Here is a 21,310-nt window from a genome sequence, read left to right as displayed (position 1 = left end):
CAGGGTCAAGCGTCATGATCCCACAGATTTCTCAAGCGCCGGGCGTCGTTCAGCTGGTGCTGAATTTTTTGCAAGTACTGGAGCAACAAGGTTTCACCGGCGATACCGCCACCAGCTATGCCGACCGGCTCACCATGGCGACAGATAACAGCGTCTATCAGCTGTTGCCGGACGCCATTCTGTTTCCCCGTTCCACCGCAGACGTCGCTTTACTGGCGCGACTGGCGGCGGAGCCACGCTTTAAATCGCTGATTTTTACCCCACGCGGCGGTGGTACCGGCACCAATGGTCAAGCGCTGAACGCGGGGATTATCGTCGATATGTCGCGCTATATGAACCGTATTATCGAAATCAACCCCGAAGAGGGATGGGTGCGGGTAGAAGCCGGGGTAATCAAAGACCAGCTTAACCAGTTTCTTAAGCCCTACGGCTATTTCTTTGCCCCTGAACTGTCGACCAGTAACCGCGCGACGCTCGGCGGTATGATCAATACCGATGCCTCCGGACAGGGGTCATTGGTCTACGGTAAAACCTCCGATCATGTGCTTGGGGTGCGATCGGTTCTCATGGGCGGCGATATCCTTGATACCTTACCCATTCCCGCCGCGCTGGCGGAAACGCTGGGGCGCGAGCAGTCAGCGATTGGCCGCATCTACCGTACCGTCTATCAGCGCTGCAAAGCGCAGCGTCAGCTGATCATCGATAAATTCCCGAAACTGAACCGCTTCCTGACCGGCTACGATCTGCGTCATGTCTTTAATGATGAGATGAGCGAGTTCGACCTGACGCGCATTCTGACCGGCTCCGAAGGCACGTTGGCATTTATTACCGAAGCGCGGCTCGATATTACGCGTCTGCCGAAGGTACGCCGGTTGGTCAACGTCAAGTATGACTCTTTTGATTCGGCGCTGCGTAACGCCCCCTTCATGGTTGAAGCAAAGGCGCTGTCGGTGGAGACCGTCGATTCGAAGGTCCTTAATCTGGCGCGCGAAGATATCGTCTGGCACTCGGTGAGCGAACTGATCGCCGATGTGCCGGAAAAAGAGATGCTGGGGCTCAATATTGTTGAGTTTGCCGGTGATGATGCTGAATTAATAGACGGCCAGGTAACCACCCTGTGTCAGCGTCTTGATGAGCTAATGGCGCAGGGCGCCGCCGGGGTGATTGGCTGGCAGGTCTGTCATGAACTCGATGGCGTCGAGCGCATCTATGCCATGCGTAAAAAGGCGGTAGGTCTACTGGGCAATGCTAAAGGCGCCGCGAAACCGATTCCTTTTGCAGAAGATACCTGCGTGCCACCGGAGCATCTGGCGGATTACATCACCGAGTTTCGTGCTTTACTCGACGGACATGGTCTGAGCTACGGCATGTTTGGACACGTCGACGCCGGCGTGCTGCACGTTCGTCCGGCGTTGGATATGTGCGATCCGCAACAGGAGGTGCTGATGAAGCAGATCTCCGACGAGGTGGTGGCGTTGACGGCCAAATATGGCGGTCTGCTGTGGGGCGAACACGGTAAAGGTTTCCGCGCCGAGTACAGTCCGGCCTTCTTTGGCGAGGAGTTATATAGCGAACTGCGTAAAGTGAAAGCCGCTTTTGATCCGGATAACCGATTGAATCCGGGGAAAATTTGCCCGCCTGAAGGCGTTGACGCGCCGATGATGAAAGTCGATGCGGTGAAACGCGGCACCTACGATCGCCAAATTCCCATCGCCGTGCGTAGCGCCTGGCGCGGCGCGATGGAGTGTAACGGCAACGGTCTATGCTTTAACTTCGATGTAAAAAGCCCGATGTGTCCGTCAATGAAGGTCAGCAATCAGCGCATCCATTCGCCGAAAGGCCGCGCGACGCTGGTGCGCGAATGGTTACGCCTGCTGGCCGACCGCGGGATAGTCCCGAACAAACTGGAGCAAGAACTCCCGGAGAAAGGTGTAAGCCTGCGCGCCCTGATCGAGCGTACCCGCAACAGCTGGCATGCGCGTAAAGGCGAATATGATTTCTCACATGAAGTGAAAGAGGCCATGTCCGGCTGTCTGGCCTGTAAGGCCTGTTCAACCCAGTGTCCGATTAAGATTGACGTGCCGGAATTCCGCTCCCGCTTCCTGCAACTTTATCACAGCCGCTACCTGCGTCCGGTACGCGACCATCTGGTCGCGACGGTCGAGTCCTACGCGCCGCTGATGGCCCAGGCGCCGAAAACATTCAACTTCTTTATCAATCAGCCGTGGATGCGCAAGCTGTCGGAAAAACATATCGGTATGGTCGATCTACCGTTGCTCTCCGTGCCGTCGCTCAAGCAGCAGCTGGCAGGCCATCGTTCCGCCAATACCACGCTTGAGGATCTGGAAGCGATGAGCGTCGAACAGCGTGCGAAGAGGGTGCTGGTGGTACAGGATCCGTTTACCAGCTATTACGAAGCGCAGGTGGTGGCTGACTTTGTCCGCCTGATTGAAAAAGTTGGCTATCAGCCGGTGCTGTTGCCGTTCTCGCCGAACGGTAAAGCGCAGCATATCAAGGGGTTCCTGACGCGCTTTGCGCGTACCGCGCAGAAAACCGCTGATTTTCTCAACCGCGTAGCGCGGCTGGATATACCGATGGTTGGCGTCGACCCCGCGCTGGTGCTCTGCTATCGCGATGAATATAACCAGACGCTGGGCGAGAAACGCGGCGATTTTCGCGTGATGCTGGCGCATGAGTGGCTGACCCAGGCGATAGCGCCATCGGCCGGTCAGGACAATAGCGGCGAACCCTGGTATCTGTTTGGCCACTGTACGGAAGTGACGGCGCTACCGGCCGCGCCCAAACAGTGGGCGGAAATATTTGCCCGTTTTGGGGCGAAAATGGAGTACATCAGTACGGGGTGCTGCGGTATGGCTGGTACCTATGGTCATGAAGTGAAAAACCATGCCAACTCGCTGGCGATTTACGCGCTTTCCTGGCAGCAGGCGATGGCGCGTTTACCGCGCAGCCGCTGTCTGGCTACCGGTTATTCCTGCCGCAGTCAGGTGAAGCGTATCGAAGGCAGCGGAGTGCGTCACCCGCTGCAGGCTCTGCTGGAGATTATCGGATGATTTGGAAACGTCAGGCTTCGCTAGCGCAGCTTAACGCGATGGGCGAGGGGAACATGGTTGGCCTGCTGGATATTCACTTTGTGGCCATCAGCGATAACGCCATTGAAGCGACGATGCCGGTGGATCACCGCACACATCAGCCATTTGGCCTGCTCCACGGCGGCGCATCGGTGGTTCTTGCTGAAACGCTGGGTTCGGTCGCGGGCTATCTGTGTACCGAAGGGGAACAGAAAGTGGTCGGCCTGGAAGTGAATGCCAACCATATTCGTTCGGTACGCAGCGGGCGGGTGCGTGGGGTTTGTACCGCGCTACATGTGGGGTCGCGCCATCAGGTGTGGCAAATCGATATCTCCGATGAGCAGGGGCGTTTGTGCTGCTCATCACGACTGACCACCGCCGTGGTGTAACGGTCGGCAGAATATTTAAGGGGATGCACTTGCATCCCCTTCTTGTTTATTGCGTTTCGTCCTTAATGACCTCGCTGGCACCGTTTCTCTGCACCGAGGCGATGCCCTTTTTGGCCGCATCTTTCGATGAATACATCTCACTGGTGGCGATGGTCTCATGGTTGTCAGCCTTCAGCAGAAAATACCACGGCTGTGGGACGCTCTTATCAGACTTTTTCAGTACGTAATACCCCATTCTTCACCCCTTTCGTTATTAACGAGCACTGAATAATCTGTAGACCAGGGCTAGCGAAACGGCAAGCAATCATCTAATAAATATATATTTGTTAAATCATTCGTTATAATTATGCTACTATTTTAATTACGAAATACTTTCACGGTAACAAAGAGGACGGAGTTAACCATGGGTATCATTTCCTGGATCATTTTTGGTCTGATCGCTGGTATTTTGGCTAAGTGGATTATGCCGGGCAAAGACGGCGGTGGATTTATTGTCACCGTGATCCTCGGTATTATCGGTGCGGTAGTCGGTGGCTGGATCAGTACGTTATTCGGCTTTGGCAAGGTTGACGGTTTTAACTTCGGCAGCTTTGTTGTGGCGGTGATTGGCGCAATCGTTGTGCTGTTTATCTATCGTAAAGTGAAGAGTTAATACGCCGAGCGCATATTCACTCTGAAACAGTAAACCGCCGTTCACCACGGCGGTTTTTTTATGCCCGCGACAGACGCTCGTAAACAAAAAAAAGCCCGCTGGATACCCGCGGGCGAACCCATTTTGGCAAATTTTTTCGGCTGCCTCCTGACAAAGGGCGTAAACTCCGTTTTGCAGGATGGTAAGGCGCAGCCTGACTGCTTCCCGGCTGGAGAAGCAGCGAGGTAATTTTATGTTTAATTCCGGGGTTACATAAGCTGACAAAAACAGTAGGGGGAGGGTTACTCCAGCAACACGCTCATCACCAGCAGCACTACCATGCACATCGACATAATACTGATATCAATCATCCTGTACGACACTCGCTCCCGTAAACCATAATCCGACTTTGCATCGGTAAACATTTACAAACGACGCGAATTGTACATGAGTAAACGCTGCCTAAACCAACCCTGTTTTTAAGAATTAACCGATCACATCACAAAATTGAATCGTTCTATTAGTCGCCAGCTGCGCCGATTGGCGCTTTGGCGAAAATCTGCAACCGGGCTTCGGAGTTGTAAAATGGAATCAGCAGAAAAGCTAAACCCGCGCCACCGGTTGCATACTGCACTGCCAGATCGGCGCTGTGGGTGATAAATATTTGATGTCCCCCCCAACTACAACCCACGCTCATATCCGGAGTACAGTTTTTCCATTTGCTAAGTAACTCGCCACTTTTCGTCAGATATAAATACTTCGTATCCGAACCCGATGGCGGCGTCGCGGATTCGGCTAACAAGGCGAACGTTTGAGTACTTACTACTTTCCCTTGCTCGTCTAACGATGAAGCCTGCAGCGTGGCGGTGGGGAAATTGAAACGTAATTCAATGGTTGCGGCATTTTTATCACTGACGTAAAAAACCTGCGTTAAATTATCCGCACCCCAATATTTTCCGCCGCTGGGTTGCAGCGGTTTGATCTTAAATCGATATACGTTCTGCGTGCGTATATCCTGGCGCTGGGAGTACTCGGCATTGTATTGCGCGCTTTGCGGCGCGTTAACCGAGCAGCCGGTAAGTAACCCCATTAATAGTAGTGCTGTAAATTTGCGCATCCTTTTTCCCGGCGATCGTTCATCTACTGGTGCCGGTTGATTATGCCCGTTATGACAAACGATAAAAAACACAGAACGCTACCAAAGCAGGTAGGTTTTTGCGCTCTGCACAATCTGCCACACCGCTAAAATAAGCTGTGCCATGCTTGTTATCGGATGCTGGAATAGAGAGGAAGAGATGACGATTACGCTATGCAAAGCTTGTGGTACCTCCTATGAATTTAGCGAAAACCCTCCGCAACATTGCCCGATATGCGAAGACGAGCGGCAATTTGTTCCGGTGGGCGGCCAGCAGTGGATTGCATTAAATAAGCTCACCGCATCGCACAGCAATAAGTGGCAACAGCATAACAGCGCGCTTTTTAGCATTCGCACTATTCCTGACTTTGCCATTAATCAGCGGGCATTTCTGCTGCGTACGCCGCAGGGCAATATTCTATGGGACTGCATCGCCAACCTCGATGAGGCGACAAAAACGCTGGTTTCCGCGCTGGGTGGGCTGAAAGCCATCGCTATCTCACATCCGCATTACTACAGTTGTATGCAGGATTGGGCGGCGGAGTTCAAGGCGCCAATCTATCTGCACGGGGATGACCGCCAGTGGGTCATGCGCGACAGCCCGTGGATTACCTTTTGGGAGGGCAATAGCCTGCAACTGACGGCCGATGCCAGTCTGATTCGCCTGGGGGGGCATTTTGCTGGTGGCTGCGTCCTGCACTGGGCGCAGGGCGACGGCCTGCTATTATCCGGCGATATTGTCCAGGTGGCGCCCGGAGCAAACGCCGTTTCTTTCATGTGGAGCTATCCCAATATGCTACCGCTGCCGGCATCAACGGTCACGGATATCATTCATCGGCTGGCTGGCGTGAAATTCAGCCAAATCTACGGTGCGTTCGAGGGGCGGGAGATTCTGAATAACGCCGGGGAGATCGTCCGTCGCAGCGGGGAAAAGTATGTTGCTTGTTTGCGAAAGTAAGATGGGAGTTCGACAACGCCAGTTGCTATCCGTTGTCTCAGGTATTTCAATCCGTAAACGTCAGCCTGATTGAATTTTCAGTCGCAGCAATATAGGCGCTTTTATCGGTGCCTTGCAAAGACCAGCGGGTGCCGAATACCGGATCTTTTTCCTGGCGATAACCTAAAGCGCGTAGGTATTCAGACAAGATGTTTTCGTCCGTATCCCTGGCGTATTCAATCTCGTCTATCTGGGGGGAGGCGCCATCAGCAGCCCTGAAGTGAATCGGCGTGCTGTCATTGATGAGGGGGGCATGTTTAACTTCGCTCGGTGCAATCAGATAGAAGGTGAGCCAGTCCGCGCGCGAGTAATCGGCGCTAGCCGCCATGGCAATCGACGCGGTTTTATATATCCCGCACAACACGACAGCCAAAACCGCGAGCGAACTAAATTTGGTGACCTTCGTCATTAGAGTTCCTTTATGAACGACCTGCTTATCCTGTGATTTTCTGCGGTAGATTAACCCCCTTCATATCCCCAACACTGACGAAAAGTGCCATTTCCGGTCTCTATCGCATAAATCGGTATTTTCGATACATCTTTTCCATTGCCGCTTCGCCTGCGCTCTTATCCTCAATAACTTATTATTTATCAATCTATTAAATATAAGAATTGCTTCCTGATAACCCCTTCACCAGGGTCTATGCTTATAGAAAAGCGCAGAAACGGGCGAAATGGCCGAATACCCCTGCTGCGGCAGGGTTGAAGTGATAATCATTATCACTAACATGAGGGTATGGCCCGATGGCGGCACTCGATGAGGTAGAGCGATGGAACTACAAACAAACACCTTTAATCCCGACGATTTCAACTGGCAGGGGCTAACGATGACCCCCGCTGCGGCGGCCCATATTCGCGATCTGATGCACAAACAGCCGGACAAACAGGGGCTGCGCCTGGGGATTAAAACCAGCGGCTGCGCCGGTTTTGGCTACGTGCTGGAAATGATTGCCGAGCCGGCGGACGATGATCTGCTGTTTGAACGCGACGGTGCCAAGCTGTTTGCGCCGCTGCAGGCGATGCCGTTCATTGACGGTACCGAACTGGATTATGTTCGCGAAGGCTTAAATGAAATATTCAAGTTTCATAACCCTAAAGCGCAGCACGAATGCGGCTGCGGCGAAAGCTTCGGGGTTCAGGCGGAGTAACTATGTCTCGAAATACTGAAGCAACTGACGATGTCAAAAGCTGGACCGGCGGCCCGCTCAACTATAAAGAAGGCTTTTTTACCCAGCTACAAACCGATGAGCTGGCCAAAGGCATTAATGAAGAGGTGGTACGCGCGATTTCCGCTCGTCGTAATGAACCGGAGTGGATGCTCGAATTTCGTCTCAACGCCTTTAAGGCCTGGCAGGAGATGGAGGAGCCGCACTGGCTGAAAGCGCATTACGATAAGCTTAATTATCAGGATTACAGCTACTACTCGGCGCCATCCTGCGGCAACTGCGACGAGACCTGCGCCTCGGAGCCCGGCGCGGTGCAACAGACCGGGGCAAACACCTTCCTGACAAATGAAGTCGAGGAAGCTTTTAACCTGCTCGGGGTACCGGTACGCGAAGGTAAAGAAGTCGCGGTGGACGCCATTTTCGACTCGGTATCGGTAGCAACCACCTATCGCGAGAAGCTGGCGGAGCAGGGGATCATCTTCTGCTCCTTTGGCGAAGCGATTCACGATCATCCGGAACTGGTGAAAAAGTACCTCGGTACCGTGGTGCCGGGCAACGACAACTTCTTCGCTGCGCTGAACGCCGCGGTCGCTTCCGATGGCACCTTTATCTACGTGCCGAAAGGTGTGCGCTGTCCGATGGAGCTGTCGACCTATTTCCGCATCAACGCCGAGAAAACCGGCCAGTTTGAACGTACGATTCTGGTCGCCGACGAGGGTAGCTACGTGAGCTATATCGAAGGCTGCTCGGCGCCGGTCCGCGACAGCTACCAGCTGCATGCGGCGGTGGTTGAAGTCATCATTCATAAAGATGCGGAAGTGAAGTACTCCACCGTGCAGAACTGGTTCCCCGGCGACAACAATACCGGCGGCATCCTTAACTTCGTCACCAAGCGCGCGCTGTGCGAAGGCGAAAACAGCAAGATGTCGTGGACCCAGTCGGAAACCGGTTCGGCTATAACATGGAAATACCCGAGCTGCATTCTGCGCGGCGATAACTCGATCGGCGAATTCTTCTCGGTGGCGTTGACCAGCGGCCATCAGCAGGCGGATACCGGGACCAAAATGATCCATATCGGCAAGAACACCCGCTCGACCATCATCTCGAAAGGGATCTCCGCCGGACACAGCCAGAATAGCTATCGCGGGCTGGTCAAAATTATGCCGACCGCGACGAACGCCCGGAACTTCACCCAGTGCGATTCGATGCTGATCGGCCCGGACTGCGGAGCGCATACCTTCCCGTACGTCGAGTGCCGCAATAACAGCGCCCAGCTGGAACACGAAGCCACCACCTCGCGGATTGGTGAAGACCAGCTGTTTTACTGCCTGCAGCGGGGTATTAGCGAAGATGATGCGATCTCAATGATCGTCAATGGATTCTGTAAAGACGTGTTCTCAGAATTGCCGCTGGAGTTCGCCGTCGAAGCGCAAAAATTGCTGGCTATTAGCCTTGAACATAGCGTCGGCTGATAATTAAGGAAAAAAGATGTTAAGTATTAAAGATTTGCAAGTCGCCGTAGAAGACAAAGAGATCCTGCGCGGGCTGAACCTTGAGGTGCGCCCCGGCGAAGTCCACGCGATCATGGGCCCTAACGGCTCTGGGAAAAGTACGCTCTCAGCTACCCTCGCCGGACGGGAGGATTACGAAGTCACCGGCGGTAGCGTCGAGTTTAAGGGCAAAGACCTGCTCGAACTCGCCCCGGAGGATCGCGCCGGGGAGGGCATTTTTATGGCTTTTCAGTATCCGGTGGAAATCCCAGGCGTCAGTAATCAGTTTTTCCTGCAAACCGCGCTCAACGCCGTACGCGCCTATCGCGGCCTGGAGGCGCTGGATCGTTTCGATTTCCAGGATTTAATGGAAGAGAAGATCAAACTGCTGAAGATGCCGGAAGATCTGCTAACTCGTTCGGTGAACGTTGGTTTCTCCGGCGGCGAGAAAAAACGCAACGATATTCTGCAAATGGCGGTGCTTGAGCCCGAGCTGTGTATCCTCGATGAATCGGATTCCGGGCTGGATATTGATGCCCTGAAGATTGTCTCGGAGGGGGTTAACTCACTGCGTGACGGCAAACGCGCCTTTATTATCGTCACCCACTATCAGCGTATCCTTGATTACATCAAACCGGATTATGTCCACGTGCTGTATCAGGGGCGAATCGTCAAGTCGGGCGATTTCACTCTGGTTAAACAACTGGAGGAGCAGGGCTATGGCTGGCTTACCGAACAGCAGTAACGCGCTGCAGCAGTGGCATCATCTGTTTGAAGCACAGGGCGAAGAACGCACGCCGCAGGCCAATCAGCATTTGCAACAGCTGTTGCGCCTGGGGTTGCCGACGCGCAAACATGAAAACTGGAAATATACACCGCTGGACGCGCTGCTAAGCGGCACGTTTGTTGCGACGCCGGCTACACTCAGCGTGGCGCAGCGCGACGCGCTGGCGCTCAACCTCGACGCCTGGCGGATGGTGTTTGTTGATGGCCGCTTCAGCCCGGCGCTCAGCGACGATCTCACCGCTAGCGGTTTTGACGTCAGCGTTGATAACCAGCGCCAGCATCTGCCGGACGCGGTACAGCCGGAAGTGTTTCTTCATCTCACCGAAAGTCTGGCGCAGACGGTAACCCGCATCGACGTGAAGCGCAATCAGCGCCCGGAGAAACCGCTGCTGCTGATGCATATTACCAGTGGACTGGCCGGCGACGAGCTTAATACCGCTCACTATCGCCATCATCTGGCGCTGGAGAGCGGGGCGCAGGCGACCATCATCGAACACTATATTAGCCTTGATGAGCAGCGGCATTTCACCGGCGGACGCCTGACGATGTCTGTCGCCGACAACGCCCATCTGCAGCATATCAAGCTGGCGTTTGAAAATGGGCAAAGCTACCACTTCGCCCATAACGATCTGCTGCTTGGCCGCGATGCTTCGGCATTCAGCAGCAGCTTCCTGCTGGGCGGCGCGGTGTTACGACACCATACCAGCACCCGTCTGGCCGGTGAAAACAGCAATCTGCGCATTAACTCGCTGGCGATGCCGGTGAAAAACGAGGTCTGCGACAGCCGTACCTGGCTCGATCACCGCGTTGGCTACTGCAACAGCCGTCAACTACACAAAACCATCGTCAGCGATAAGGGGCGGGCGGTATTTAATGGCCTGATTAACGTCGCGAAACACGCGCTGAAAACCGATGGTCAGATGACCAATAACAATCTGTTGTTGGGAAGGCTGGCGGAAGTCGATACCAAACCGCAGCTGGAAATTTACGCCGACGACGTCAAATGCAGCCACGGCGCCACCGTCGGTCGTATTGATGACGAACAGCTGTTCTATCTGCGCTCGCGCGGTATCGATCAACAGGCGGCGCAGCAGATGATCCTTTACGCCTTCGCCGCCGAACTTACTGAAGCCATTAGCGATGACGCGCTGAAACAACAGGTGTTGGCGCGCATTGGCAAGCGCCTGCCGGGAGGGGAAGCATGACATTTTCAGTAGAACGCCTGCGCGCCGATTTCCCGGTGTTGAGCCGCGAGGTTAACGGCCAACCATTGGTTTATCTCGATAGCGCCGCCAGCGCGCAGAAACCGGAAGCGGTGATTAACGCCGAAGCCGAGTTTTATCGCCATGGTTACGCTGCCGTCCATCGTGGTATCCACACGCTGAGCGCCGAAGCGACGGCGCGGATGGAGCAGGTACGCCAGCAGGCGGCCGCTTTTCTTAATGCCCGCTCGCCGGAAGAGCTGGTGTTCGTACGAGGTACCACCGAAGGCATCAATCTGGTAGCCAATAGCTGGGGCGGGGCTAACGTCGGGGCCGGCGATAATATTATCGTCAGCGAAATGGAACACCACGCCAATATCGTGCCGTGGCAGATGCTCTGCGCCCGCGTCGGCGCCGAGCTAAGAGTGATCCCGCTCAACCAGGACGGTACTTTACAACTCGATGTTATTCCCGGTCTATTTGACGACCGCACCCGGCTGCTGGCGATAACCCAGGTGTCGAACGTACTGGGGACAGAAAACCCGCTATCGGCGCTGATCCCGCTGGCGCATCAGCATGGCGCGAAGGTGCTGGTGGATGGCGCGCAGGCGGTGATGCATCACCCGGTGGATGTGCAGGCGCTGGATTGCGATTTTTACGTTTTCTCGGCGCATAAGCTGTATGGGCCGACCGGTATCGGCGTGCTGTACGCCAAAGAATCGTTGTTACAGGAGATGCCGCCGTGGGAAGGCGGCGGGTCGATGATTGCCACCGTCAGCCTGAGGGAGGGCACCACCTGGGCGAAAGCGCCGTGGCGCTTTGAAGCCGGCACGCCGAATACCGGTGGAATTATTGGCCTCGGCGCCGCGTTGGACTACGTCAGCGAGATTGGGCTTGAGCAGATCGGCGAATATGAGCAGACGCTGATGCGCTATGCCTTGCAGGAGCTGAAAAAGGTGCCGGATTTGACGCTTTACGGCCCGCAACATCGTTTGGGCGTCATCGCTTTTAACCTCGGGAAACATCATGCCTACGATGTCGGCAGTTTTCTCGATAACTACGGTATCGCGGTGCGTACCGGACACCATTGCGCGATGCCGCTGATGGCGTTCTATCAGGTTCCGGCGATGTGCCGGGCGTCGCTGGCGATGTACAATACGATGGAAGAGGTGGATCGGCTGGTGGCCGGGCTGCAGCGGATCCACAAATTACTGGGTTAAAGGACGCGACTATGGCGGCATTACCAGACAAAGACAAATTGCTGCGCAACTTTTCTCGCTGCGCTAACTGGGAAGAGAAGTATCTCTACATCATTGAACTCGGCCAACGCCTGGCGCCGCTCAGCGCGGAAGAACACATCGCGCAGAATATTATTCAGGGCTGCCAAAGCCAGGTGTGGATCGTGATGGAGCAGGAGCCATCCGGCGTGATTACCCTACGCGGCGATAGCGATGCGGCCATCGTCAAAGGGCTGATTGCGGTAGTATTCATCCTTTATGACCGCATGACCGCGCAGGATATTAGCGAATTCGATGTACGCCCGTGGTTTGAAAAAATGGCGTTGACCCAACATCTTACCCCCTCCCGCTCGCAGGGCCTTGAAGCGATGATCCGCGCAATTCGCGCGAAAGCCGCAAATCTTAGCTAGAATAAACAGGTAGATTTCATTCTGTTACGTGCGACGAAGGCGAACGCTTTCGTCGCCGCGCAGATCCTGGCGTTTTATCAGCGAAAGAAGGAATCTCAGTATGAAACGCGCGTCTCTCATCGCAATGACCCTTCTCGCAGCTCTGGGCGCGCAGCACGGCGCCTGGGCTGTCGATTATCCGCTTCCCCCAGCCAACAGCCGTTTGATTGGCCAAAACCAATACTGGACGGTACAGGAAGGGGATCGCAACCTGCAGGCTATCGCCCGCCACTTCGACACGGCGGCGATGCTGATTCTTGAAGCCAACGATACGATTGCGCCGGTGCAGCCGAAGCCGGGCACACGGGTCTTAATCCCATCGCAGATGCTGCTGCCGGATGTCCCGCGTGAAGGCATCGTCGTCAACCTGGCCGAGCTGCGGCTGTACTATTTCCCGCCGGGGCAAAATCAGGTGCAGGTTTATCCGCTCGGCATTGGCCAGTTGGGGCTGGAAACGCCGGAGATGACCACCCGCGTCGGGCAGAAAATCCCTAACCCGACCTGGACGCCGACTGCCGGTATTCGCGCGCGCTCGCTGGAGAAGGGTATTAAGCTGCCGCCAGTGATCCCCGCCGGGCCCAATAACCCATTAGGCCGCTACGCGCTGCGACTGGCCTACGGTAACGGCGAGTATCTGATTCACGGCACTAATGCGCCTGATAGCGTCGGGCTACGGGTGAGTTCCGGCTGTATGCGAATGAACGCTGACGACATCAAGGCGCTGTTCAGCCAGGTGCGCGCCGGCACGCCGGTACGGATTATCAATCAGCCGGTGAAGTTCGCGGTAGAACCCGATGGTAAACGCTATGTAGAGGTCCACAGGCCGCTTTCGCAAACTGAAGGGGAAAATACCCGGACAATCTCTTACACGCTTCCTGCCGCGTTTCACGCCTTTTCTGACGATAAAGCGGTGGATGACCTGCAGCTGAAAAAAGCGCTGTCGCGAAGAGCGGGCTATCCGGTAGTGGTTTCTGAAGGGGCGGGCAGCGCGACGACCGAGCTGTCAGCGCAGAATAGCCAGCAGAATGACACTAAACTGACGCAGTAGGGTAAAACAACAGGCAAAAAAAATGGCGCACAATGTGCGCCATTTTTATTACCAGAACTCTTACTTACGGTAAGAGTGAGCCTGGTTGTCCAGACGCTGGTTAGCGCGAGCTGCGTCGTCTTTAGCAGCCTGAACGTCAGAACGCATTGCGTTCACGTCGTTGCTCAGCTGGTCAACTTTAGCGTTCAGAGTCTGAACGTCAGAAGACAGCTGATCGATTTTAGCATTGCTGGAGCAACCAGCCAGCAGAGTAGAACCCAGGATTACCGCGCCCAGTACCAGTTTAGTACGATTCATTATTAATACCCTCTAGATTGAGTTAATCTCCATGTAGCGTTACAAGTATTACACAAACTTTTTTGGGATGAGAATATTTTTTTTACCCGAATGCACTTATTTTTGATCGTTCGCTCAAAGAAGCATCGAATTCGTAGATCTAGTTTAAAAAGCGCTGTGAAAACAGAAGGCTTCCATCGGATTCATCTTAGATAATCTCTTATTAAATAGTAAAATCCGATTTGCATTTTTATTAAGAACAGCTAGTGAATGAATAAAAAAAAGCGCCCCGACTGGAGCGCTTTAAAAAAAGATAAAATAACCTGTAAATTATTACAGCACGTGCACGGAGGCGGTGTTAGTGGTGCCGCTTGGAACCAGCGCGCCGGAAACCATCACAACCACGTCGCCTTTACGCGCCAGGCCGCTCTGCAGCGCCAGCTCTTTACCCAGGTGGTAGAAATCATCAGTAGAGGCGATCTCTTTCACCAGCTGCGGTACTACGCCTTTGCTCAGGACTAACTGACGGGCGGTGGTTTCGTTGGTGGTCAACGCAAGGATAGTGGCGTCCGGGAAGTATTTACGCACGGCGCGTGCGGATTTACCGCCCTGGGTGGCAACGACGATCAGCGGCGCTTCCAGTTTCTCAGCGGTTTCAACTGCGCCTCGGCAAACCGCTTCGGTGATGCGCAGTTTACGGTTGTCGTTGTTGTAATCCAGACGGCTGGTCATCACGCGGTCGGTACGCTCGCAGATGGTCGCCATAATGGTAACGGCTTCCAGCGGGTATTTACCTTTCGCGGATTCGCCGGACAGCATTACGGCGTCGGTGCCGTCGAGGATGGCGTTAGCGACGTCGCCTGCTTCAGCGCGGGTCGGGCGCGGGTTTTTGATCATGGAATCCAGCATCTGGGTCGCGGTGATAACGACTTTGCGCGCGCGGATACATTTTTCGATGATCATCTTCTGCGCGAAGATAACTTCTTCTACCGGGATTTCAACGCCCATATCACCACGAGCAACCATGATGCCGTCGGATGCTTCGAGGATTTCGTCGAAGTTGTTCAGGCCTTCCTGGTTTTCAATTTTAGAGATGATCTGGATGTTTTCGCCGCCGTGCGCCTTCAGGTGCTCGCGGATTTCAACCACGTCAGAACGCTTACGGATAAAGGAAGCGGCTACGAAATCAACGCCTTGCTCACAACCGAAGATCAGGTCCTGCTTGTCTTTTTCAGCCAGCGCCGGCAGAGCGATAGAAACGCCCGGCAGGTTAACGCCTTTGTTCTCGCCGAGGTCGCCGTTGTTCAGCACTTTACAGATAACTTTGTTACCTTCGATCGCGGTCACTTCCATGCCGATCAGACCATCGTCGACCAGTACGGTGTTGCCGACGCTCAGGTCGGTGGTGAAGCCTTCGTAGGTCACCGCAACGATTTCATTGTTGCCGACCACGGACTTGTCAGTGGTAAAGGTAAAGGTCTGGCCCGCTTTCAGGGAGACGTCGTTACCGCCTTCCAGCTTGATGGTGCGGATTTCCGGCCCTTTGGTGTCCAGCAGGATTGCGGCTTTCTTACCGGTTTTGTTCATCACATTGCGCAGGTTCTGGATGCGCTGACCGTGTTCCGCATAGTCGCCGTGAGAGAAGTTCAGACGCATGACGTTCATGCCCGCGTCCAGCATTTTGGTCAACATCTCTTCGGATTCGGTTTTCGGACCGATGGTGCAAACAATTTTGGTCTTTTTCATGACAGTCTTAGTCTTTAAGTTGTGAAGGATATGGAAATCTCGCTCCGGGGGCGCACTGCCGCGGAGTCAAACCTGTGTTACGAAAGTTGCAATGCCACGCTCTAAGGATAGGTGACAACAAAAGAGCGTGCAGAAGAATGTGTGCTGGCGGTTCAGCCCATGAAAAGTGGCAATGTTTTGTACGTTTTTGTGTGCAGTCCAATGCGCTGAAACCATTCAAGAAAGAATCGAGGCGCATTATACGCTGCCGAAACGAAAAAGGAAAATAAAAACGGCGTTTCATTTTTAGTGTGATTAATGTAACAAAATTCACACGATTCGCTCGCGAAGCTGCAACACACTTTTGCCGCAGCGGATCAGATTAAACGGCGTTTTATGATATTTACAAACCTATTAAAGGCAGTAAAACGCTTCATTGAGTGGAAAAAAATAGCGCAGTTTGCTTTATTATAAAATCGTATCAATAATGAATTGATTGATAATGATAATTTACGAGTCTTAATAATGGGAAATAAAGCGAAAGACGACGAACTCTATCAGGAAATGTGCCGCGTAGTGGGTAAGGTGGTATTGGAAATGCGCGATCTTGGTCAGGAGCCGAAACATATTGTTATTGCCGGTGTCGTACGCACCGCGCTGGCAAATAGCAAAATTGAACGTTCAGCGCTCACCCGCGAGGCGATGGAAAGGGTGATTCACGCGTTGTCGGGGCACTAAACCCCGCGCCCCGACATAAGTAATTCTTAAGAGATAACGAACCGAATCACCGCTTTTACCGCAATCTCGCAGTGGTGTGAAACCATTGCTTCGTCGTCGATTTCAGGCAGCGGATCGTCGAGATACAGGCTGCTAAAAGTATAAAAATTCGATACCTGATAGAAGCTAAAACTACTGATCAGCCGATGCACGTCGCGCGCCTGCAGACCGGCCTGGAAAATCCCCTGTTGCTGGCCGCGTTGCAGAATATCTTCGATAATCGACAGCGCGGTACGGTTCAGCGGTTTCAGCTCCCCGGAACCCTTCAACCACTTGCCGCGCTGCATGTTTTCCATACAGATAACTCGCATGTAGTCGGCGTGAGTGGCGTGATAGCGCACGCTCCATTTCACCAATTGCACCAGCGCCTCGACCGGCGGCAGGTGCTCCAGCCCCAGCTGTTGTTCCGTTTCACGGATCCGCGCATACACATGTTGCAGTACCGCCTGGTACAGCTGCTCTTTGCTCTTGAAGTAGTAGACCACCATGCGCTTGGTGGTTTGCGCTTCGATGGCGATCTGCTCCATACGCGCGCCGGGGAGGCCATATTCGGCAAACACGGTGATGGCGGCGGCAAAGATGCGCTCTTTCAGGGATTGTGCTTCATCATGAGCAACGAGGGACATAACGACTCCTTTTTCTATGGAGACAAAAAATACACATAATGATCACAATTTAGCAACCAAATCTGGCGCCTGTGAACCAAATGATACATAGTCAGTGCTCATGTCGAATGATGACCCGAGGACTCTTATGTTGCGTTCCATCGCTACCGTCTCGATATCCGGAACTTTACCCGAAAAGCTGCACGCTATCGCCGCGGCCGGTTATCAGGGCGTTGAAATCTTTGAAAACGATCTGCTCTATTATACGGGCACGCCGCGCGATATTCGCAACCTTGCCGCTGAATTAGGGCTAAAAATCACCCTTTTTCAACCCTTTCGCGATTTCGAGGGCGCCAGCCGCGCGCAGTTTGCCGCTAACCTGCAGCGGGCGAAGCGGAAATTCGCCCTGATGCATGAACTGGGTTGCGATACCATGCTGCTCTGTAGCAACGTCCAGCCGGACTGTTCGGCCGATATCGAACTGCAGGTCGCCGACCTGCGCGCGCTGGCCGATCTCGCCGAGCAGGAGGGGGTTGTCATTGGCTACGAAGCGCTGGCGTGGGGTACTCACGTTAACCGCTGGCGTCAGGCATGGGAACGGGTGCAGCGGGTTAACAGCCCGGCGATGGGCATCGTTCTTGATAGTTTCCATATTCTGTCGCTCGGTGATGATCTACAAGGCCTTGCCGAGGTGCCGGTTGAGAAAATCACCTTCCTACAGCTGGCCGACGCGCCGTTGATGAAGATGGATGTCCTCGAATGGAGCCGTCATTTCCGCTGCTTCCCTGGCCAGGGACAACTGCCGCTGGTGGATTTCGCCTGTGAACTGACCCGCTGCGGCTATCGCGGACCCTGGTCGCTGGAGATTTTCAATGACGGCTTTCGCGCCTCGCCCACGGGTGCCACGGCGAAAGATGGCTATCGTTCGTTGCTGTGGCTCGAAGAGCAGACCCGTCGGCAGCTTGCGGATAGCGATGCGGCGTTATTTTCGCCACCTGCGCTACCGCACTATGACGGCCTGGAGTTTATTGAATTTGCCGCCAGTCCGGCGGAGTCTGTCGCGCTAGGCCAGCGCCTGACGCAGTTGGGCTTTAAGCTTCAGGGCAAGCATCGTTCCAAGCAGGTTGCGCTCTGGCGTAATGGCGAGGCGCGGGTGATTGTTAACGCGCAGCCGCACAGCTGGGCCGACCATTTTCATCAGCGCCACGGCATCTCGTTGTGCGCAATGGCGCTGCGGGTGAGCCACAGCGCACCGGTTGTGGAGCGCGCCCGCGCCTACGGTTATGCCACCTGGCAGGGGGATGCCGGTCCTAATGAGAGTTCGATCCCGGCGGTTTGCGCCCCGGATGGCAGCCTGATCTACCTGGTTGAAACCGGTGACGACATCTACGCCCGCGATTTTCATTTGCAGGCAGACGCGCCGCGCGACGACTACTGCGGTATTGACCATCTGGCGTTAGGCATGGAGGCCGATAGCCGCGACAACTGGATTATCTTTTTCCGTACGGTTTTCGGCTTCAGTCTCGAACACGAACAGACGTTGCCCGACCCCTACGGCCTGGTGCGCAGCCTGGCGGTTCATAGCCCGCAGGGCGATATCCGTCTGGCGCTGAATATTTCGCAAAGTCGAGCCACGCAGATAGCGCGTTCGGTCGCCTGTTATCAGGGCGCCGGGCTACAGCACGCCGCTTTTGCCTGCCGCGATTTACCCGCAACGCTCGAAAATCTGCCGCAGGCCGCGCTGAACGCGCTACCGATCCCGGCGAATTACTATGAGGATCTGCTGGCGCGCTTCGGTGGAGAGCCGCAGGTAGAGACGCTGCAACGCCTGCAAATTCTCTACGACCGTGATACCCGCGGCGGCGAATTCCTCCACCTTTATACCCGTCCATTCGCGGCGGGGCGTTTCTTCTTCGAATTGACCGAACGGCGCGGCGGTTACGCCCAGTACGGCGCGGTGAATGCCGCCGTCCGCCTTTCGGCGATGCAGTACAGTTAAACGTAGCAAATGGTTCACAACACAACATCGCAAACACAATAACAACATTCATCTGTACTCAAGACAGGAAACGACTATGAACTCTTATAGCCATAACCAGGCGACGGCGGCGGATACCGCGACCACCGCGCCTCGCTCCCGGCGGCGTATCGGGATCCTGGCGCTGCTGGCCGTCGGCACGATGATTAACTATCTCGACCGCACGGTGCTCGGTATCGCCGCGCCGAAACTGACCGCCGAGCTCGGCATTGATGCCGCCATCATGGGAATTGTCTTTTCGGCCTTTGCCTGGACTTACGCGCTGGCGCAAATCCCCGGCGGTATTTTCCTCGATCGTTTCGGCAATAAGGTGACCTATTTCCTCTCATTGGCGCTGTGGTCGCTGTTCACCTTATTTCACGGTATGGCGATTGGCTTGAAAACGCTGTTGCTGTGTCGCTTCGGGCTTGGCGTCAGTGAAGCGCCCTGTTTTCCGGTCAACAGCAGGGTAGTGAGTACCTGGTTTCCACAGCAGGAGCGCGCGAAGGCCACGGCGGTCTACACCGTCGGTGAATATCTCGGGCTGGCCTGTTTCTCGCCGCTGCTGTTCTGGATTATGGGCAGCTTCGGCTGGCGCGCGCTGTTTATCAGCGTCGGGGTTGTTGGCATCCTGTTCGCGCTGGTCTGGTGGCGTTGCTACCGCGAACCCCATCAGGACAGCCGCCTGAGCGACAGTGAACGCGAACATATTCTTCGCGGCGGCGGACTGGCTAGCGCGCAGCAGCAGCAAAACGCTTTTAGCTGGCCGCTGGTGCGCCAGCTGTTGGCAAAACGACAGGTGATTGGCGCCAGCGTCGGTCAATTCGCCGGTAATACCGTGCTGGTCTTCTTTCTGACCTGGTTTCCAACGTACCTGGCGACCGAGCGCCACATGGCGTGGTTGAAAGTAGGCTTCTTCGCCATCTTGCCGTTTCTCGCCGCGGCGGGTGGCGTGCTGTTTGGCGGCTGGCTCTCCGACAAGCTGCTGAAAGCCACCGGTTCGGCCAATCTGGCGCGTAAGCTGCCTATCGTCGTCGGGCTGATGATGGCCAGCAGCATTATTTCCGCCAACTGGCTGCCGAGCGACCTGGCGGTGATCCTGATGATGTCATTTGCCTTCTTTGGCCAGGGAATGGTCGGCCTAGGCTGGACATTAATTTCCGATATCGCGCCGCAGGGGATGGGCGGGATAACCGCCGGCATCTTTAATTTCTGCACCAATCTGGCGGGGATCCTCACGCCGCTGATTATCGGTTTTATCGTTGCCGCTTCCGGTAGTTTTTTCTACGCGCTGGTCTATATCGGCGGCGCGGCGCTGCTTGGCGTAGTGGCCTATCTGTTTATCCTTGGCGATGTCAAACGCATCGAACTTTCGCAGTAACAACAGGAGTAGGGCATGATCATTAGTGGTCATACGCGGCTGATAGCGCATCTTGGTTATCCGACCGCCAGTTTTAAAGCGCCGATGATTTATAACCCATGGCTGGCCCATTGCGAGGCGGACGTCAAAGTGGTGCCGATGGGGGTGAAGCCGGAGGATTACGCGGCGCTGGTGCCAGCGCTGTTTTCCATGACTAACATCGTCGGCGCGCTGGTCACCATGCCGCATAAAATGGCGACCTGCGGGCTGGTAGACCAACTGAGCCCGACGGCGGCAATCGCCGGCGCCTGCAATGCCATCCGCCGCGAAGCCGACGGCAGCCTGCGCGGCGATATGTTCGATGGCGAAGGCTTTGTGCTGGGGATTAAGCGCAAGGGCTTTCAACCACAAGGGGCGCGGGCGCAGGTGTTCGGTTGCGGCGGCGTCGGCTCGGCGATTGCCGCATCGCTGGCGGCCGCAGGGGTTAGTACCTTGACGCTGTTCGATACCTCTTTATCCGCCGCCGAGGCGCTGGCGCAGCGGCTGCATCAGCACTATCCGCGTCTGGAGATCGTTCTGATGCAGCGCGATCCCGCCGCGCAGGATCTGGTGGTCAACGCCACGCCGCTAGGCATGAAAGCGGATGATCCGCTACCGCTGGACGTTTCTCGCCTGTCGCCGCGCACCTGGGTCGGCGAGGTGGTGATGAGCGTTGAATATACTCCGCTACTGCGGGAGGCGCAGGCGCTGGGGTGTCCGATTCAGCGCGGTACCGATATGCTGTTCGAAATGATTCCGGCCTATCTCGAGTTCTTCCAACTGCCGGTGGCGACGCCGGAACAGCTGCGCGAACGGGCGGAAATTCGCTACTGAATCAACAAAAAAGGCGTTATCCTGGCGCTATATTTTCATCTTTATAGCGATTCGTGT

Annotated in this window: 22 protein-coding genes; 16 read left to right on the top strand and 6 right to left on the bottom strand. The window is 55.0% G+C overall.

The window, feature by feature from the left end; genetic code table 11:
- Positions 1–14: 14 nt before the first annotated feature.
- Positions 15–3,071 (top strand): FAD-binding and (Fe-S)-binding domain-containing protein, encoded by a 3,057-nt coding sequence (locus tag ABLV07_RS15115; RefSeq protein ID WP_047063613.1) that lies wholly within the window; start codon positions 15–17, stop codon positions 3,069–3,071.
- On the top strand, positions 3,068–3,478 hold the full coding sequence (gene menI / locus ABLV07_RS15110; protein WP_015367022.1) for a 1,4-dihydroxy-2-naphthoyl-CoA hydrolase: 411 nt from the start codon (positions 3,068–3,070) through the stop codon (positions 3,476–3,478). The genes ABLV07_RS15115 and menI overlap by 4 nt, the downstream gene beginning before the upstream one ends.
- Before the next feature lie 46 nt (positions 3,479–3,524).
- Here menI and ABLV07_RS15105 read toward each other — a convergent pair whose 3' ends face one another.
- Complete coding sequence (locus ABLV07_RS15105) at positions 3,525–3,713, bottom strand: YegP family protein (RefSeq protein ID WP_015367021.1); 189 nt, start codon at positions 3,711–3,713, stop codon at positions 3,525–3,527.
- A 168-nt stretch (positions 3,714–3,881) separates the two neighbouring features.
- Between ABLV07_RS15105 and ABLV07_RS15100 the strand changes: the two genes are divergently transcribed.
- Entirely contained in the window at positions 3,882–4,130 is a 249-nt protein-coding gene (locus ABLV07_RS15100) for a GlsB/YeaQ/YmgE family stress response membrane protein (protein ID WP_015367020.1), read from the top strand.
- Positions 4,131–4,629: 499 nt separating this feature from the next.
- On the opposite strand, the gene ABLV07_RS15095 is transcribed toward ABLV07_RS15100, so the two are convergent.
- Entirely contained in the window at positions 4,630–5,226 is a 597-nt protein-coding gene (locus tag ABLV07_RS15095; RefSeq protein ID WP_032707811.1) for a hypothetical protein, read from the bottom strand.
- A 178-nt stretch (positions 5,227–5,404) separates the two neighbouring features.
- On the opposite strand from ABLV07_RS15095, the gene ABLV07_RS15090 reads away from it, so the two are divergent.
- Positions 5,405–6,202: an MBL fold metallo-hydrolase gene (locus ABLV07_RS15090; RefSeq protein WP_259925023.1), complete on the top strand. Its 798-nt coding sequence runs from the start codon at positions 5,405–5,407 to the stop codon at positions 6,200–6,202.
- A 46-nt stretch (positions 6,203–6,248) separates the two neighbouring features.
- Here ABLV07_RS15090 and ABLV07_RS15085 read toward each other — a convergent pair whose 3' ends face one another.
- Positions 6,249–6,650, bottom strand: a complete 402-nt coding sequence (locus ABLV07_RS15085; RefSeq protein WP_032707813.1) for a hypothetical protein — start codon at positions 6,648–6,650, stop codon at positions 6,249–6,251.
- Between the two features lie 361 nt (positions 6,651–7,011).
- Here ABLV07_RS15085 and sufA point away from each other — a divergent pair, with 361 nt between their 5' ends.
- The 7 genes from sufA to ABLV07_RS15050 all read left to right on the top strand — a co-directional run bounded on the left by sufA (position 7,012) and on the right by ABLV07_RS15050 (position 13,620).
- Positions 7,012–7,389, top strand: a complete 378-nt coding sequence (gene sufA / locus ABLV07_RS15080) for a Fe-S cluster assembly scaffold SufA (protein WP_015367014.1) — start codon at positions 7,012–7,014, stop codon at positions 7,387–7,389.
- Positions 7,390–7,391: 2 nt separating this feature from the next.
- Entirely contained in the window at positions 7,392–8,879 is a 1,488-nt protein-coding gene (sufB, locus tag ABLV07_RS15075; RefSeq protein WP_015705129.1) for a Fe-S cluster assembly protein SufB, read from the top strand.
- Positions 8,880–8,895: 16 nt separating this feature from the next.
- Complete coding sequence (gene sufC, locus ABLV07_RS15070; protein ID WP_015367012.1) at positions 8,896–9,642, top strand: Fe-S cluster assembly ATPase SufC; 747 nt, start codon at positions 8,896–8,898, stop codon at positions 9,640–9,642.
- The gene (gene sufD, locus ABLV07_RS15065; RefSeq protein ID WP_046884215.1) at positions 9,617–10,888 is read left to right on the top strand and encodes a Fe-S cluster assembly protein SufD; all 1,272 of its coding nucleotides are present in this window, start codon (positions 9,617–9,619) and stop codon (positions 10,886–10,888) included. Before sufC ends, sufD begins: the two co-directional genes overlap by 26 nt.
- Positions 10,885–12,105, top strand: coding sequence for a cysteine desulfurase SufS (sufS, locus tag ABLV07_RS15060; protein ID WP_045366935.1), 1,221 nt, complete (start codon positions 10,885–10,887; stop codon positions 12,103–12,105). The genes sufD and sufS overlap by 4 nt, the downstream gene beginning before the upstream one ends.
- A gap of 11 nt (positions 12,106–12,116) precedes the next feature.
- Entirely contained in the window at positions 12,117–12,533 is a 417-nt protein-coding gene (gene sufE / locus ABLV07_RS15055; RefSeq protein WP_015705132.1) for a cysteine desulfuration protein SufE, read from the top strand.
- A gap of 100 nt (positions 12,534–12,633) precedes the next feature.
- The gene (locus ABLV07_RS15050; protein WP_046884217.1) at positions 12,634–13,620 is read left to right on the top strand and encodes a L,D-transpeptidase family protein; all 987 of its coding nucleotides are present in this window, start codon (positions 12,634–12,636) and stop codon (positions 13,618–13,620) included.
- A 60-nt stretch (positions 13,621–13,680) separates the two neighbouring features.
- Here the strand turns inward: ABLV07_RS15050 and ABLV07_RS15045 are convergent, their stop codons facing one another.
- Together ABLV07_RS15045 and pykF are read right to left on the bottom strand one after the other, a co-directional pair.
- Positions 13,681–13,917, bottom strand: a complete 237-nt coding sequence (locus ABLV07_RS15045) for a major outer membrane lipoprotein (RefSeq protein ID WP_002908860.1) — start codon at positions 13,915–13,917, stop codon at positions 13,681–13,683.
- A gap of 312 nt (positions 13,918–14,229) precedes the next feature.
- Positions 14,230–15,642 (bottom strand): pyruvate kinase PykF, encoded by a 1,413-nt coding sequence (pykF, locus tag ABLV07_RS15040; protein ID WP_015705134.1) that lies wholly within the window; start codon positions 15,640–15,642, stop codon positions 14,230–14,232.
- Positions 15,643–15,779: 137 nt separating this feature from the next.
- On the opposite strand from pykF, the gene ABLV07_RS15035 reads away from it, so the two are divergent.
- Positions 15,780–15,911 carry a hypothetical protein gene (locus ABLV07_RS15035; RefSeq protein ID WP_161798791.1) on the top strand — a complete coding sequence of 44 codons (132 nt, stop codon included), beginning with the start codon at positions 15,780–15,782 and terminating at the stop codon, positions 15,909–15,911.
- 235 nt (positions 15,912–16,146) lie between these two features.
- Positions 16,147–16,359, top strand: a complete 213-nt coding sequence (gene fumD, locus ABLV07_RS15030; RefSeq protein WP_015367006.1) for a fumarate hydratase FumD — start codon at positions 16,147–16,149, stop codon at positions 16,357–16,359.
- A gap of 26 nt (positions 16,360–16,385) precedes the next feature.
- Here the strand turns inward: fumD and ABLV07_RS15025 are convergent, their stop codons facing one another.
- On the bottom strand, positions 16,386–17,024 hold the full coding sequence (locus tag ABLV07_RS15025) for a TetR family transcriptional regulator (protein WP_015367005.1): 639 nt from the start codon (positions 17,022–17,024) through the stop codon (positions 16,386–16,388).
- Positions 17,025–17,151: 127 nt separating this feature from the next.
- On the opposite strand from ABLV07_RS15025, the gene ABLV07_RS15020 reads away from it, so the two are divergent.
- The 3 genes from ABLV07_RS15020 (at position 17,152) to ABLV07_RS15010 (ending at position 21,253) form a co-directional block, all read left to right on the top strand.
- Positions 17,152–19,002 carry a sugar phosphate isomerase/epimerase and 4-hydroxyphenylpyruvate domain-containing protein gene (locus ABLV07_RS15020; RefSeq protein WP_045361249.1) on the top strand — a complete coding sequence of 617 codons (1,851 nt, stop codon included), beginning with the start codon at positions 17,152–17,154 and terminating at the stop codon, positions 19,000–19,002.
- Between the two features lie 76 nt (positions 19,003–19,078).
- A complete protein-coding gene (locus tag ABLV07_RS15015; protein ID WP_015367003.1) occupies positions 19,079–20,401 on the top strand; it encodes an MFS transporter in 1,323 nt (440 codons plus the stop codon).
- A 15-nt stretch (positions 20,402–20,416) separates the two neighbouring features.
- On the top strand, positions 20,417–21,253 hold the full coding sequence (locus ABLV07_RS15010) for a shikimate dehydrogenase (RefSeq protein ID WP_045361247.1): 837 nt from the start codon (positions 20,417–20,419) through the stop codon (positions 21,251–21,253).
- The last annotated feature ends 57 nt before the right edge of the window (positions 21,254–21,310 follow it).

Source organism: Klebsiella sp. CN_Kp097 (genome assembly GCF_040064495.1).
Taxonomy (GTDB): domain Bacteria; phylum Pseudomonadota; class Gammaproteobacteria; order Enterobacterales; family Enterobacteriaceae; genus Klebsiella; species Klebsiella aerogenes.
Note: the sequence above shows the minus strand (reverse complement) of the source record. Positions and strands in the feature narration are given on the sequence as shown.

What these genes read in the sequence shown, in the direction of transcription:
- sufD (WP_046884215.1), top strand. Translation starts at nt 9,617, where the DNA reads ATGGCTGGCTTACCGAACAGCAGTAACGCGCTGCAGCAGTGGCATCAT.
- sufE (WP_015705132.1), top strand. Translation starts at nt 12,117, where the DNA reads ATGGCGGCATTACCAGACAAAGACAAATTGCTGCGCAACTTTTCTCGC.
- sufA (WP_015367014.1), top strand. Translation starts at nt 7,012, where the DNA reads ATGGAACTACAAACAAACACCTTTAATCCCGACGATTTCAACTGGCAG.
- ABLV07_RS15090 (WP_259925023.1), top strand. Translation starts at nt 5,405, where the DNA reads ATGACGATTACGCTATGCAAAGCTTGTGGTACCTCCTATGAATTTAGC.
- pykF (WP_015705134.1), bottom strand. Translation starts at nt 15,642, where the DNA reads ATGAAAAAGACCAAAATTGTTTGCACCATCGGTCCGAAAACCGAATCC.
- sufC (WP_015367012.1), top strand. Translation starts at nt 8,896, where the DNA reads ATGTTAAGTATTAAAGATTTGCAAGTCGCCGTAGAAGACAAAGAGATC.
- ABLV07_RS15045 (WP_002908860.1), bottom strand. Translation starts at nt 13,917, where the DNA reads ATGAATCGTACTAAACTGGTACTGGGCGCGGTAATCCTGGGTTCTACT.
- ABLV07_RS15015 (WP_015367003.1), top strand. Translation starts at nt 19,079, where the DNA reads ATGAACTCTTATAGCCATAACCAGGCGACGGCGGCGGATACCGCGACC.
- ABLV07_RS15095 (WP_032707811.1), bottom strand. Translation starts at nt 5,226, where the DNA reads ATGCGCAAATTTACAGCACTACTATTAATGGGGTTACTTACCGGCTGC.
- sufB (WP_015705129.1), top strand. Translation starts at nt 7,392, where the DNA reads ATGTCTCGAAATACTGAAGCAACTGACGATGTCAAAAGCTGGACCGGC.
- ABLV07_RS15050 (WP_046884217.1), top strand. Translation starts at nt 12,634, where the DNA reads ATGAAACGCGCGTCTCTCATCGCAATGACCCTTCTCGCAGCTCTGGGC.
- ABLV07_RS15025 (WP_015367005.1), bottom strand. Translation starts at nt 17,024, where the DNA reads ATGTCCCTCGTTGCTCATGATGAAGCACAATCCCTGAAAGAGCGCATC.
- sufS (WP_045366935.1), top strand. Translation starts at nt 10,885, where the DNA reads ATGACATTTTCAGTAGAACGCCTGCGCGCCGATTTCCCGGTGTTGAGC.
- ABLV07_RS15115 (WP_047063613.1), top strand. Translation starts at nt 15, where the DNA reads ATGATCCCACAGATTTCTCAAGCGCCGGGCGTCGTTCAGCTGGTGCTG.
- ABLV07_RS15020 (WP_045361249.1), top strand. Translation starts at nt 17,152, where the DNA reads ATGTTGCGTTCCATCGCTACCGTCTCGATATCCGGAACTTTACCCGAA.
- ABLV07_RS15035 (WP_161798791.1), top strand. Translation starts at nt 15,780, where the DNA reads ATGTGTGCTGGCGGTTCAGCCCATGAAAAGTGGCAATGTTTTGTACGT.
- menI (WP_015367022.1), top strand. Translation starts at nt 3,068, where the DNA reads ATGATTTGGAAACGTCAGGCTTCGCTAGCGCAGCTTAACGCGATGGGC.
- ABLV07_RS15010 (WP_045361247.1), top strand. Translation starts at nt 20,417, where the DNA reads ATGATCATTAGTGGTCATACGCGGCTGATAGCGCATCTTGGTTATCCG.
- fumD (WP_015367006.1), top strand. Translation starts at nt 16,147, where the DNA reads ATGGGAAATAAAGCGAAAGACGACGAACTCTATCAGGAAATGTGCCGC.
- ABLV07_RS15105 (WP_015367021.1), bottom strand. Translation starts at nt 3,713, where the DNA reads ATGGGGTATTACGTACTGAAAAAGTCTGATAAGAGCGTCCCACAGCCG.
- ABLV07_RS15100 (WP_015367020.1), top strand. Translation starts at nt 3,882, where the DNA reads ATGGGTATCATTTCCTGGATCATTTTTGGTCTGATCGCTGGTATTTTG.
- ABLV07_RS15085 (WP_032707813.1), bottom strand. Translation starts at nt 6,650, where the DNA reads ATGACGAAGGTCACCAAATTTAGTTCGCTCGCGGTTTTGGCTGTCGTG.